General features: G+C 72.2%; 14 protein-coding genes. 6 read left to right on the top strand and 8 right to left on the bottom strand.

Going from position 1 to position 12,555, the window contains the following annotated elements:
- Window positions 1–18 precede the first annotated feature (18 nt).
- Window positions 19–1,722, top strand: coding sequence for a class I adenylate-forming enzyme family protein (locus VGL30_RS06865; RefSeq protein WP_331538166.1), 1,704 nt, complete (start codon window positions 19–21; stop codon window positions 1,720–1,722).
- Window positions 1,723–1,797: 75 nt separating this feature from the next.
- Window positions 1,798–2,688 carry a TIGR03619 family F420-dependent LLM class oxidoreductase gene (locus VGL30_RS06860; protein ID WP_331538164.1) on the top strand — a complete coding sequence of 297 codons (891 nt, stop codon included), beginning with the start codon at window positions 1,798–1,800 and terminating at the stop codon, window positions 2,686–2,688.
- 18 nt (window positions 2,689–2,706) lie between these two features.
- On the opposite strand, the gene VGL30_RS06855 is transcribed toward VGL30_RS06860, so the two are convergent.
- The 5 genes from VGL30_RS06855 to VGL30_RS06835 form a co-directional block, all read right to left on the bottom strand.
- Window positions 2,707–3,795, bottom strand: coding sequence for a hypothetical protein (locus VGL30_RS06855; RefSeq protein WP_331538162.1), 1,089 nt, complete (start codon window positions 3,793–3,795; stop codon window positions 2,707–2,709).
- 79 nt (window positions 3,796–3,874) lie between these two features.
- On the bottom strand, window positions 3,875–4,300 hold the full coding sequence (locus tag VGL30_RS06850; RefSeq protein WP_331538160.1) for a DUF1178 family protein: 426 nt from the start codon (window positions 4,298–4,300) through the stop codon (window positions 3,875–3,877).
- On the bottom strand, window positions 4,297–5,154 hold the full coding sequence (locus VGL30_RS06845) for a carbon-nitrogen hydrolase family protein (protein ID WP_331538158.1): 858 nt from the start codon (window positions 5,152–5,154) through the stop codon (window positions 4,297–4,299). Before VGL30_RS06845 ends, VGL30_RS06850 begins: the two co-directional genes overlap by 4 nt.
- 34 nt (window positions 5,155–5,188) lie before the next feature.
- Window positions 5,189–5,449 (bottom strand): glutaredoxin 3, encoded by a 261-nt coding sequence (grxC, locus tag VGL30_RS06840; RefSeq protein WP_331538156.1) that lies wholly within the window; start codon window positions 5,447–5,449, stop codon window positions 5,189–5,191.
- A gap of 33 nt (window positions 5,450–5,482) precedes the next feature.
- Window positions 5,483–6,268, bottom strand: a complete 786-nt coding sequence (locus VGL30_RS06835) for a ComF family protein (RefSeq protein ID WP_331538154.1) — start codon at window positions 6,266–6,268, stop codon at window positions 5,483–5,485.
- Here VGL30_RS06835 and VGL30_RS06830 point away from each other — a divergent pair.
- Complete coding sequence (locus VGL30_RS06830; RefSeq protein ID WP_331538152.1) at window positions 6,267–7,187, top strand: methyltransferase domain-containing protein; 921 nt, start codon at window positions 6,267–6,269, stop codon at window positions 7,185–7,187. The two genes, VGL30_RS06835 and VGL30_RS06830, sit on opposite strands and share 2 nt — an antisense overlap.
- Window positions 7,188–7,259: 72 nt before the next feature.
- A complete protein-coding gene (locus VGL30_RS06825) occupies window positions 7,260–8,123 on the top strand; it encodes a sterol desaturase family protein (protein WP_331538150.1) in 864 nt (287 codons plus the stop codon).
- Here VGL30_RS06825 and mutT read toward each other — a convergent pair.
- Complete coding sequence (gene mutT, locus VGL30_RS06820; protein WP_331538148.1) at window positions 8,066–8,476, bottom strand: 8-oxo-dGTP diphosphatase MutT; 411 nt, start codon at window positions 8,474–8,476, stop codon at window positions 8,066–8,068. The genes VGL30_RS06825 and mutT overlap by 58 nt on opposite strands.
- A 313-nt stretch (window positions 8,477–8,789) precedes the next feature.
- Here mutT and VGL30_RS06815 point away from each other — a divergent pair, with 313 nt between their 5' ends.
- Both VGL30_RS06815 and VGL30_RS06810 read left to right on the top strand, forming a co-directional pair.
- On the top strand, window positions 8,790–10,163 hold the full coding sequence (locus VGL30_RS06815; RefSeq protein WP_331538146.1) for a DEAD/DEAH box helicase: 1,374 nt from the start codon (window positions 8,790–8,792) through the stop codon (window positions 10,161–10,163).
- Between the two features lie 155 nt (window positions 10,164–10,318).
- A complete protein-coding gene (locus tag VGL30_RS06810) occupies window positions 10,319–11,719 on the top strand; it encodes an MFS transporter (RefSeq protein ID WP_331538144.1) in 1,401 nt (466 codons plus the stop codon).
- Here VGL30_RS06810 and VGL30_RS06805 read toward each other — a convergent pair.
- Window positions 11,716–12,045 carry a PIN domain-containing protein gene (locus tag VGL30_RS06805; protein ID WP_331538238.1) on the bottom strand — a complete coding sequence of 110 codons (330 nt, stop codon included), beginning with the start codon at window positions 12,043–12,045 and terminating at the stop codon, window positions 11,716–11,718. The genes VGL30_RS06810 and VGL30_RS06805 overlap by 4 nt on opposite strands.
- 15 nt (window positions 12,046–12,060) lie before the next feature.
- Window positions 12,061–12,555, bottom strand: a 495-nt coding sequence (locus VGL30_RS06800; RefSeq protein ID WP_331538142.1) for a bifunctional ornithine acetyltransferase/N-acetylglutamate synthase, incomplete at its 5' end; no start/stop codon positions are given.

The following is a 12,555-nucleotide window of genomic DNA, read 5'->3' as shown; positions in this document are numbered from 1 at the left end:
TGCAGGGAGGACGCCCCCGTGAACGGCAATGTCCGCGATCCCTTGGTCGAACGCCTGATCGGACCCGGCAAGCCCTATGAGATCGAGGAGGTCGAGGTCTTCGGGCGCCGGCGGCAGGTGTTCAAGGGCCGGCCGCGGAACCTGGCGGGAATCTACCGCAAGGCGATGACCTTCGGCCCCAACCGGATGATCGTCCACGACAGCGTGACGCTCACCTATGACGAGGCCTTCGCCCGGGCCGCCTCGCTCTCCGAGGCGCTGCACCAGCGCTACGGCGTCAGGCGGGGGACCATGGTGGCCGTGGTGATGGCCAACCGCGCGGAGTGGGTGCTGAGCCTGATCGCCGTCACCGCGGCCGGCGGGGTGGCGGTGCTGGTCAACAGCCGGGGGGTCGCCGAGGAGATGCTGCGGGCGATCAGGGCCACCGACTGCGAGCTGATGATCGCCGACGCCCCGCGGGCGGCGCTGATCGCCGCGGCCGAGCCCGACCCGCCCTTTCCGCGGATCCTGATCGGCGCGCCGGCCGCCGACCTCCGCCCGGGCGACGCCGACTTCGCCGAACTCTCCACGGCGGTCCCCGGCCGGACGCTGGAGCCGCTGGAGACGCATCCGGACGACGAGGCCCTCGTGCTGTTCACCTCCGGCACGACGGGCTTTCCCAAGGGCGCGCTCCTGAGCCACGGGGCCGTCTCCCACGCCTCGATGCTGGCGGGCTTGATGGGGACGCTGCAGGACATGCGCTTCGAGGCGGAGGTGGGCCGGCCGATCCCCGCGGCGCGCCGCTCGATGAGTTCGCCCGCGGTGGTGCTGGGGCCGATGTTCCACCTGGGCGGCGTCACGCCTACGCTGCGGGCGATGAGCTACGGGGCCACGGTGTTCATCATCGGCAAGTGGAACGTCGACGTGGCCTTCGACATGATCGAGACGGAGGGCTTGTCGCGCCTGGGGTTCGTGCCCACCATGCTGTGGGACATGCTGCGCTCGCCGCGGGCGGGGCCTGCGAACATCGGCTCGGTCTACTACCTCGCGAGCGGCTCGGCCTTGCTGAACCCGGCCCTGGTGGAAGAGATCCGGGCGCGGATGCCGGACTGTCTGCTCTCCAACACCTACGGCCAGACGGAGAACGCCGGCTGGGTCGCCTCGATCAGCGGCAAGCCCTATTTTGACAACCCGGCCGCCTGCGGCTGGGCCGTGCCGACGGTGGACGTGCGGGTGCGCCGCGACGACGGTTCCGACGCCGACGTGGGCGAGGCCGGCGAGCTGTGGGTGCGCGCGGCCAACGTCATGACCGGCTACTACGGCGACGCCGAGGCCACCGCCGCGGCGCTGCAGGACGGCTGGCAGGCCACCGGCGACATCGGCATGGTGGACGCGGACGGCTTGTTCTCGATCGTCGACCGCAAGAACAACATGGTGATCTCCGGCGGCGAGAACATCTACTGCGCCGAGGTGGAGCGGGTGCTGTCCGACCACGAGGGGGTGCGCGAGGTGATGGCCTACGGCGAGCCGGACCCCAGGCTGGGCGAGCGGCTAGTGGCCACGGTGGTGACCGAGCCGGGGGTGGCCTTCGGGGAGGAGGAGCTGAAGGCCTATGCGAAGACCCGGCTGGCGATCTACAAGGTCCCCCGCGCGATGCGCCTGACCACCGAGCCCCTGCCCCGCACCGCCACCGGCAAGTTCGACAAGGGGGCGTTCCTGCGCCGGCTGAAAGCGACGGCCTGAGCCCAAATAGGGGTGGCGCAGCGGGGCGCCGCCGCCAAGATCGAAGCAAGGCCACAGAGGCCGAAGGGATACCGCATGAAGGTCTGCATCAGCGTCCTCGGTCTGGAGAAGTGGTTCGGCGGGGACTTCGCCGGCCTCGCGGAACTGGTGGGCGTCGCCGACCGGCTGGGCGTGCACCAGGTGAGCGTGGTGGACCATGTGACCATGGGCGAGAACCTCTCCGCCTATCCCTACGGTCCCTTCCCCGGCACGAGCGACATGCCGTGGCTGGAACCGATGGTGCAGCTGGCGACCTTCGCCGCGGTGACCAAGCAGATCCGCCTGGCGACCGGGATCATCATCGCGCCGCTGCGCCCGGCCGCGGTGCTGGCCAAGCAGGTCGCCACCCTGGACGTCCTCTCGCACGGCCGGGTGGACATCGGCGTGGGGGTGGGCTGGCAGAAGGAGGAGTACGAGGCCTGCGGCGTGCCCTTCGAGAACCGCTTCGGCCTGCTGGAGGAGCAGGTGCGGGCCTGCAAGACGCTGTGGACCCAGGCGCCGGCGCAGTTCACGGGCAAACACGTCAACTTCGAGCGGACCTACGGCCTGCCCTATCCGGCGCAGGGGGCGGCGACGCCGATCTGGTTCGGGGTCGCGCCCTCGGGCCGCAACCTGGAGCGGCTGGCCGAGCTGGGCGACGGATGGCTGCCGATGGAGCGGGACCCGGAGCTGCTGGCGGCGCCGATCGAGACGATCAGGCAGGCCATGACCGCCAGGGGCCGCGATCCCGGCAAGCTGCAGGTGCGGGCCTCCTACCGGATCGCGGCGGGCGCGGACGGGCGGCCGGACCTGGAGGCCACCCTGGCGCAGACCGAGGCCTATGCACGGGCGGGCGTGACCACGATCCGCGTCGAGCCCGGGGTGTTCTGCCCGAAGCTGGAGGACTACGTCCCGTTCCTGCAGCGGGTGCTGGCGGCCAACGCCTGAGCACCGCCCTGTCGTCCGTCACCCCGGCGACAGCGTGTCGGTGACGCGGAGGCTGCGGGGCAGGATGGTGTCGAAGGCCGCGAAGGCCTGCTTGCGGGCGACCGGATGGGTGAACTCCACGCGCGCGAAACCGCCCGTCCGGTTGTGGTAGGCGGCGGAGACCACCTGCCCCTTTTCCTCGTAGGTGATCTCCATGTCGCCGTTCACCCGCGTGTAGCTGCGGTTCTCGACGCCCGGCCGGTCGGCGACCTGGCCCTCGACGAAGGCATCGAAGGCTGGGCCGCTCAGCGGCGGGCCGACGGAGACCGCCAGCACGGCCTGGCCGTCGGCGCTGGTGAAGCGCTTCTCGCCGAGCCCCGCCGGGACGGCCCTGGGCAGCAGAGCCGCCGGATAGCCCGCCGTCCAGCCGCGCGCCGGATCGCCCATGGCCGCCCAGCCGGCGGCGGCCTTGGCCTTGTCGGCCTGGCGGCGCAGCTCGACGAGGTCGGCCGTGAGCACCAGGCCGTTGGCCGGGTGGGCGTGGGAGGCCTGCCATTCGGCGAGCGCCTGGCGCTGCAGCCAGCTCACCGGGCCGTCGTCGCCGTTGCTGAAGCCGGGGGGCGAGCCGTTCCACATCAGGATGTCGGCGAGCTCGACCGCGCCCACGGCGTCCGGGGCGGCCAGTTCGCCCAGGCCGGGGATCGGCCCGGTGACCGGAGTCAGGCGCATGGCGCTTTCGCCGATCTTGCGCCCGTCGTCGTCGCTGAGGATCAGCCGTCCCGCGGCGGGGGGACCGTCGCCGGCCAGGTCGGCGCTGAGCGCCATCTTGCCGACGGCGAGGCTGCCGGACAGCGCGCACTGGGCCTCGACGCAGGCGCCTTCGATGGTATCGGAGCCGGCGCCCGGCGGCAGGGCGGCGAACCAGCCCCGGACGTCGCTGTGGAAGGCGCTGTCCCCGGGGGTGACGACCGCGTCGATGACGAAGCGGGGATGCAGGCCGCCGATGGAGGAGACCGCCTCCGCCACCACCCGGAGCGGACGTCCGGCCGGCTGGGCGTCCGCTGCGGGTGGTGGCGCGGCGGCCAGCGCCGCGCCAAAGAGCGCAGCCAGACTGAAGGTAAGCCGCACGCCATCGTCTCCCGGTTTCGGTGTCAGCGACGAAATATCACGAAGCGGCGCCGATGCGAACCGCAGCCCCGGCTCGGCCTCAATTGAGCTCGGTCTTCTTGGGCGGCGCGGGCGGCAGGGGCGCCACCGGCACGCCGTCGGCCACCAGGGACTTAACCTCCGCCGGGGTCGCCTGGCCGTAGATGCCGCGCTCCTCGGCCTTGCCCTCGTGGATGGCGCGGGCCTCCGTGGCGAAGCTGTCGCCCACGTCGTCGAAGTTATCCTCCACGTGCCGGCGCATCTTGCCCATGGCCTCCATCATCAGCTGGCGCATGGCGGGCTCGGGGGCGCCGCGCTTCTTCGTGCCGGCGACGGCGGGGGCCATGATCTGCTTGCGCACCGCCTGCGAGTTGCAGACCGGGCACTGCAGCAGCCCCCGGGCGACCTGGTCGTCGAAATCCAGCGAGGAGCCGAACCAGCCCTCGAATTCGTGGCCCAGGTCGCAGGCGAGCGCGTACTTGATCATGGGGCCTGCACGGTCCGGGGCGCCTGGAAGGGCTGGGCGTTGCGCAGGTTCGGCACCGCGTTGCGCGCCTTGTCCACCGCCGAGAGGTCGAGGTCGGCCACGAGGACGCCCGGCTCGTCGTGGTCGAGCTTGCCCAGCACCTCGCCCCAGGGGGCGACGGCCAGGGTGCGGCCCCAGGTGCCGCGGCCGTCCTCGTGCATCCCGCCCTGGGCGGGGGCCAGCACGAAGGCGCCGGTCTCGATGGCCCGGGCGCGCAGCAGGACCTCCCAGTGCGCCTCGCCGGTCGGGCGGGTGAAGGCGGCGGGCACGGTGAGCACCTGGGCGCCGGCCAGGGCGAGCGCGCGGTAGAGGGCCGGGAAGCGGATGTCGTAGCAGATGGTCAGGCCGAGCGTCGCCCCGGCCGCTTCGGCGGTCACTGCGCGGTCGCCGGGCTCGTAGGTCTCGGACTCGCGCGCGCGCTCGCCGTTCGGCAGGTCGACGTCGAACATGTGCAGCTTGTCGTAGGTGGCCGTGAGGGACCCGTCGGGCGCGATCAGGGCCGAGCGGTTGGCGGCCTTGCCGTCCTCCCGCCGGACCAGGGCCGAGCCCACTAGGATCCAGACGCCGTGGGCGCGGGCGGCCTCGCGCAGGCCGAGGACGACGGGGTCGTCCTGCAGGGCAGTGAGCTGCGGCAGAAGATCGGCCTTGCGCCGCTGCAGGAGGTTGGTTCCCTCCGGCGTGGCGATCAGGCGCGCGCCGCCCTCGGCCGCCTGGCGCACCAGGGGCAGGACGTGGGCCAGGGCCGCGGCCTGGGTCGCCGGCGTCCGGGCCTGGATCAGGCCGACACGCAGGGTCGTGGGATCGTTCGCAGCCATCACACCCTCCCTTTCGCGGGAACGGGGCCTGGGATCAAGCGTCCGCGGTCAACAGCTCGTCGAGCTCACCGGCCCGTTCCAAGGCCATCATCTCGTCGCAGCCGCCGATGTGGCGGTCGCCCACGAAGATCTGCGGGAAGGTGGTCCGCCCGGACCGGCGCATCATCTCCTGGCGCTTCTCCGGATCGAAGGCGGCTTCGACCTCCGTGAAATCGACCCCCTTCTCCTCCAGCAGCGCCAGCGCGCGCACGCAATAGGGGCAGTAGGGTTTGGTGTAGATGGTGACCTGGGACATGGCCTGCTGACGAGACTACGAGTCGTGACGCCTTCATATGGCGCGCGAAGCCATTTCTTGAACCCTTGCAACCACTGCGACATCGACGCACGCCGCGCCAGCGGCCTTGAGCGCCCGGGCGCAGCCCTCGGCCGTGGCCCCGGTGGTCAGCACGTCGTCGATCAGCAACACCCGCAAGCCCGCCACCTGGACGGCGCGCGCGGGGGGTACGGCGAAGGCGCCGGCGACGTTGCGCCGGCGGCCGGAGCCGGACTTGCCGGCCTGGCTGAGGGTGGCCCGGGCGCGGACGATGACGTCGGGGCGATAGCGCAGGCCGGTCAGGCGGGCGAGCGGGCGGGCGAGTTCCGCGGCCTGGTTGAACCGGCGGCGCAGCAGCCGCCCCCGGTGCAGCGGCACGGGCACGATCACCTCGGCCTCCTGGATCAGCGGCCAGGCGGCGCGGGAGATCCAGCGGGCGAGCAGGGGGGCGAGGTCCAGCCGGTCGGCGTGCTTCAGCTTCAGGATCGGCTCGCGGGAGACCTCGTCGTAGAGGCAGGCGGCGCGGGCGCGGTCGAAGGCCCGCGGCCTGGCCATGCAGGCCGCACAGCGCACGCCGACGCCCAGGCCGTATTCGAAGGGGACGCCGCAGCCGTCGCAGACCGGGCCGTCGAGGAACGCGATCTTCGACCAGGTCTCGGCGGAGAGGCCGCCGGGCGCCTGCGAGACGGCGCCGTCGAGGGCCCGCGGCGGGAAGACCAGGTCGAGGACGGCGGTCGCGGCCGCACGGGCCCGCGGCCCCGGTTTCCACCAGGGCCGGAAGTCGTCATCCTGCAGCGTCATGACCGTCCCGCCCCTGATCTTCGACCGCGTCCTGCACCGCCGGCGGCTGGACCGCGCGGCGCGCGGCTTCGCCAAGGCGGACTTCCTGCACGCCCGCGCGGCGCAGGACATGGTCGAGCGCCTGGAGCCGATCCTGCGCGACTTCCCGGTCGCGGTCGAGCTTTCCGCGCGGGACGGGGCCTTCGCCCGCGCCCTGGCGGGGAGCCCGCTCGAGGATCGCATCGGCCTGCTGGTGGAGGCGGACCTGTCGGAGCGGATGCTGGCCCGCCGCGGCGGGATTCGCATCGTGCTGGACGAGGAGCGGCTGCCGTTCGCGGCCGGCTCGCTGGACCTGGCGGTGTCGACGCTGGGCCTGCATTGGACCAACGACGTGGTGGGGACGCTGATCCAGGCCCGGCTGGCCTTGAAGCCGGACGGCCTGTTCGTCGGCGCGTTCCTGGGGGGCGCGACGCTGACGGAACTGCGCCAGTCGCTGATGGCCGCCGAGGACGAGCTGACCGGCGGGACGGGGCAGCGGGTCTCGCCCTTCGCCGACGCCAACGACGCCGCAGGCCTGCTGCAGCGGGCCGGCTTCGCCCTGCCGGTGGCCGACGTGGACCGGGTGAAGGTGCGCTACGCCCATCCGCTGAAGCTCCTGGCCGACCTGCGGCAGATGGGCGAGACCAGCGTGCTGGCCGAGCGGCACCCGCGGGCGCTGACCCGGGCGGTGCTGGCGCGGGCGTTCGAAATCTACGCCGAGCGGTTCGGGGAGGCGGACGGGCGAATCCCCGCCACGTTCGAGATCATCACGCTCACCGGCTGGGCGCCGCACGAAAGCCAGCAGCAGCCGCTGAAGCCGGGCTCGGCGAAGATGCGGCTTGCCGACGCACTGGGGGTGACGGAGACCCCCCTGCCGCGCGACAACGACGGTCCGGCTTAAGCCTGACGGGAGCGTTAAGGGTAAGACAGCCCTTCCCCGCCATCTTGGGGGCGCGATCTGGCGAGGGATGACGTGGCGAACCTGACGGCGCATGCGATCGGCATTGGCAAGGACCTGCTGGAGCTTGCAGCGATCGCCGTCTGGTTCTTCGTCCTGGCCTGGGTGGTCAAGCGCGAGCGCGCCCTGGCCGACGCGAAGGCGGCGGCGGGCCAGACCCGGATCAACTTCGTGATCATGGCTGTCGACGGCCTGGCGGTGGCCCCGGTCATCAGCCTGGCGATAAAGACCGTCGCCAACGGCCTGCAGGGGCACAGCCTGACCCTGACTCCGCCGGGGCTGTGGACGAGCCTGGGCGTCGTGGTCACCGGCGTCGTGGCGGTGTTCCTGGGTGACTTCATCGGCTACTGGCGCCACCGCGTGCAGCACAGCCGCTGGCTCTGGCCGGCGCACGCGGTGCACCACAGCGACACCCACCTGACCTGGTTCAGCCTGGGCCGGATGCATCCGGTCGACCGGATCGGCACGGCGACGGACGTGATGGTGATGGCGGCCCTGGGCCTGCCCGCCTGGGCGGTCTCGGTGACGGTGATGGTGCGCCACTTCTACGGCTATTTCGTCCACGCCGACCTGCCGTGGACCTTCGGCAAGCTGGCCTGGGTGATGAACCCGCCGGTGGCCCACCGCTGGCACCACGCCCGCGACGTGGAAGGCTCCGGCGCAAATTTCGCCACGGTGTTCTCGGTGTTCGACCGGGCGTTCGGCACCTGGCGCGTACCCGGTCCCTGCACCGTCCCGCTGGGCGTGCCCGAAGACATGGGAAAGGGCGCGATCGGCCAGTATCTGCACCCCTTCCGCGTCTGGCGCCACGCGATCGCGGCTCAGATCAGGTCGCGCAGCCAGGCGACCAGCGGCTCGTCGGCCGGCGGCATCGGGTAGTCGCAGAGCGCGGCGGGCTTCACCCAGGCCAGGGCCTTGTGCTCGCGGGCGCGGACCATCCCGGTCCAGCGGCGCACCAGGTAGAGCGGCATCAGCAGGTGGAAGCTTTCGTAGGTGTGGCTGGCGAAGACGAAGGGAGCCAGGCAGGCGTGGGCGACGACGATCCCCAACTCCTCCTCCAGCTCGCGGATCAGGCAGGCCTCCGGCGTCTCGCCGGCCTCCACCTTGCCGCCGGGGAACTCCCAGAGGCCGGCCATCGCCTTGCCCTCCGGGCGCTGGCAGATCAGCACGCGGCCATCGACGTCGACCAGGGCCGCGGCGGCCACGAGCAGCAGGGGTTTGTCATCAGCCATGGGCGGTGGATGGCCGTTGCGGACGGCGAATGCAACCGGCGGAACGCCTGCGGCCGATCCGCCACGCCCGCGCCCAATTCCCCCTCAATGGGTTGACATTGCAGCGCACAACAGCGATGTGCCCCTTGCGCTGCGAACTCGGCGCTATTGGCGCTCCAGCCGCGTGAGGGTCTCCTGTCAGGAGGCTTTGCCTGTCGAGCGCTCTGAAGATCCACCGGTCGCCCGGCCACGCGGGGCGCTTCCCCAATCTTTGTCGCTTCGCGCGAGACGCCTGTGAGCGCTCGCGCGCCCGGCGCTATACGAAAGACTAACCTTGACCCAATTTTCCGACCTCGGCCTCGACAAGGCGCTGCTGAAGGCGCTCGCCGAAGAGGGCTATGAGACGCCCACCCCGATCCAGGCCCAGGCCATCCCCGGCGTGCTCGCCGCCCGCGACCTGCTGGGCGTGGCGCAGACCGGCACCGGCAAGACCGCGGCCTTCGCCCTGCCGATCCTGCAAAGGCTGGCCGCCGAGCGCAAGCCCGCGCCCCGGCGCGGCTGCCGCGTGCTGGTGCTGGCCCCGACCCGCGAGCTGGCGACGCAGATCGGCGAGAGCTTCAAGACCTACGGCCGCCACCTGGGCCTCACCACCACCGTGATCTTCGGCGGCGTGAAGTATGGCGCGCAGATCAAGGCGCTGGCGGCCGGCATCGACGTGCTGGTGGCCACTCCGGGCCGGCTGCTGGACCACCTGCAGGAGAAGATGGCGGTCCTGAACCAGACCGAGGTGTTCGTGCTGGACGAAGCCGACCAGATGCTCGACCTGGGCTTTCTGGTGCCGATCCGCAAGATCGTCGCCCACCTGCCCAAGATGCGGCAGAACCTGTTCTTCTCGGCCACCATGCCGGACGAGATCGGCAAGCTGGCCGGCGAGCTGCTGCGCGACCCGCTGAAGGTGTCGGTCGCGCCGCAGGGCACGACCGCCGAGCGCGTCAACCAGCAGGTGCTGTTCATCGAGACCGCCCGCAAGCGCGCCCTGCTGACCGAACTGTTCGACGAGCCCGGCTTCAGCCGGGTGCTGGTGTTCACCCGCACCAAGCGCGGCGCCGACCGGGTGGCCCGCTCGCTGGAGCAGGCCGGCGTCGAGGCCGCCTCGATCCACGGCGACAAGAGCCAGGGCCAGCGTGAGCGGGCGCTGGCCTCGTTCAAGGCCGGGCAGGTCCGCGCCCTGGTGGCCACCGACATCGCCGCGCGCGGCATCGACATCGACAGCGTCACCCATGTGATCCAGTACGAACTGCCCAACGTGCCGGAGGCCTACGTCCACCGGATCGGGCGCACGGCGCGGGCCGGGGCCAAGGGCTCGGCGGTGGCGTTCTGCGCCGACGACGAGCGCAACCTGCTGCGCGACATCCAGAAGGTGACGCGCCAGACCATCCCGTCCTTCGACCGCCGCAACGACAAGGCGCTGGGGGCGGCCACCGCCGCCATGCCGGAGCCGGCGGGCCTGCGTCCGGAGCGGCCCGAGCGGTCGGCGCAGCCTTCGCGCAACGGCGCGCCGAAGTCCGGCGCCCGCAACAAGCGGGGGCGCTCGCAGGGCGGCGGCGATCAGGCGCAAGCCAAGCCCGCGGCGCGCGGCGCCGGCTTCAAGGGTCCGAAGCGCGGCGGCGACGGCCCTGCCCGCACCGGGGTGTGGTCCAACCGCTGAAGAACCCCTCGCCCCGCTTGCGGGGAGAGATAGGGTGAGGGGCCGCGCCGCAAGGCGCGGTGGCGTCGACGACGCCAGATTCCAGAGCTGATTGCGGCGGAGAGGCCCCCCTCACCCATCCTCTCCCCCCGATTCCGGGTGGAGAGGGGCTGGAAATGGCGACGCTCGACCGTAGCTGGCGTGACCTGCTGGCCGAGGGCCGGCTGCCGCGCTTTGCCCTGATCTGCCTGGGCGTGTGGCTGAACGCGGCCGACGCCCTGGTCACCGCCACCATCATGCCCAGCGTCGGCCTCGACCTGGGCGGCTACGGCTATTTCGGCTGGGCGACGGCGGGATATTTCACCGGCTGCATCCTGGCCGGCGCCACGGCCGGTCGGCTCGCGGAGATGTTCAGCCTGCGCTCGGCCATCTGCGCGGCGGGCCTGGTCTATGCGGCCGGCTGCGCGCTCAGCGCGCGGGCGCCCGACATCAGCCTGTTCCTGGCCGGCCGCCTGCTGCAGGGGATCGGGGCCGGCTGGATCTCCGGCTTCGCCTATGTGGCGGTGGGCCTGCTGTTCCCCGAGCGGCACCTGCCCAGGGTGTTCGCGGCCATCTCGGGGATCTGGGGCCTGGCGACCCTGGTGGGGCCGCTGGTGGGCGGGCTGTTCGCCGCGGCCGGCGGCTGGCGCGGAGTGTTCTGGATGTTCGCAGGCCAGGCGGCGGCGTTCAGCGCCGCGGCCCTGTGGTTGACGCCGCGGGCCGGGCGCCGGGACTCATCCGCCGCCGGCGTGCCGCTGGCGCAGCTCGGCCTGCTGGCGGCGGGGGTGGCGGCGCTGGCCGTCTCCGGCCTGAAAGGCGGGGCCGGGTCCGCCATCGGCCTGGGCGCGGCGGGGCTGGCCTTCCTCTGGGCCGCCGTGCGGCTGGACGCCCGCTCCCCCGTGCGCCTGTTCCCCCGCGAGGCCGGCGCGCTGGCCACGCCGGTGGGTGCGGGCTTCGCGGCGATCTTCACGAGCACGGCGGCCTCCATGGGCCTCTCGATCTACGGGCCGGCGGTGCTGCAGACCCTGCGCGGACTTTCGCCGTTGGCGGCGGGCTATGTGGTCGGCGCCGAGGCCCTGGGCTGGACGTTGATCGCGCTGCTGGTGGCCAACGCCCAGGACCCCTGGCGGGACAGGTGCGTGCGGCTGGGGGCGGTCTGCGTGGCGGTCTCCGCCGCGGTTCTCGCCTGGGCGCTGCGCGACGGGCCGCTGTGGTCGGTGATCGCCGCCTCGACCCTGATGGGCGCGGGCTTCGGCCTCTCCTGGAGCTTCATCAGCCAGCGGATGCTCACCCTGCTGCCCGACGCGGAGCGGGCGGTGGGCGCCTCGTCCCTGGTGGCGGTGCGCCAGACCGGCAGCGCCGCCGGCGCGGCGCTGGCCGGGGCTGCGGCCAACCTGGCCGGCGCCTCCGCCGACGTCTTCACCCGCCCGACCGCCGAGGCTGTGGCGGTGTGGGTGTTCGCAGCCTCGGTTCCCCCGGCGCTCCTGGGGGTGTGGGCGTCGTGGCGGCTGACGCGGCGTGGGACGACGAACCGCTAAGGGATCTCCCAGTTCTCGCAGCGCAGCCCTTCGACGCGCGTGAATTCGCGGAGATTGCCCGTAACGACGACCAATCCCCGGCTGCGGGCGTGGCCGGCGATCAGCAGATCATAGCCTCCGATCTTCTGCCCCTGCCGTTCGAGTGCAGCTCCGATGTCGCCAGCGTCTGCGGCCGCTTCCGGGTCGAAGGACAACACCTCGAGCCTGGCGGCGAATTGCTCGACTTCGCGGCGATTGTCCGACGGGCGCGCGGACTTGGCGGCGCCATGCAGGAGCTGGGCCAGTGCAATGGTCGAGAGGCAGCTACGGTCTCCACCTCGATCCAGGCCAGATCGTCCGCATCAGCTTCGGTAATCCCCGTTGATCTCGATGTAGCGCTTGGTGAGGTCGCAGGTCCACATGGTGGCCATGCCGCGGCCGACGCCGACGTCGACGCCGATCTCCAGCTCCTGGCGCTTCATGTAGGCGCTCATCTTCGCCTCGTCGTAGGCGGGCGAGACCAAGCCGTCGTGGGCGGCCACGAGGTCGCCGAAGCGGATCGAGAGCCGGTCGCGGTCCACCGGCTCGTCGGCGCGGCCCACGGCCATGACGATGCGGCCCCAGTTGGCGTCCTCGCCGGCGAAGGCGGTCTTCACCAGTGGGCTTTCGGCGATGGTTCGGGCGATCTTTCGGGCCGAGGCGTGGGTTTCGGCCCCGCTTACCATTATCTTGATGAACTTCGTCGCCCCTTCGCCGTCGCGGACCAGCTGGTGGGCGAGGTCCATGAGCACCGCCTCCAGCTTGTCGCGGAAGTCCGCCAGGCGCCGGTCGCCGGCGCGGCTGACCTTCGGCGCGCC

This window comes from Phenylobacterium sp., from assembly GCF_036502675.1.
GTDB lineage: Bacteria > Pseudomonadota > Alphaproteobacteria > Caulobacterales > Caulobacteraceae > Phenylobacterium.
This window is presented reverse-complemented; position numbering and strand designations above follow the sequence as displayed.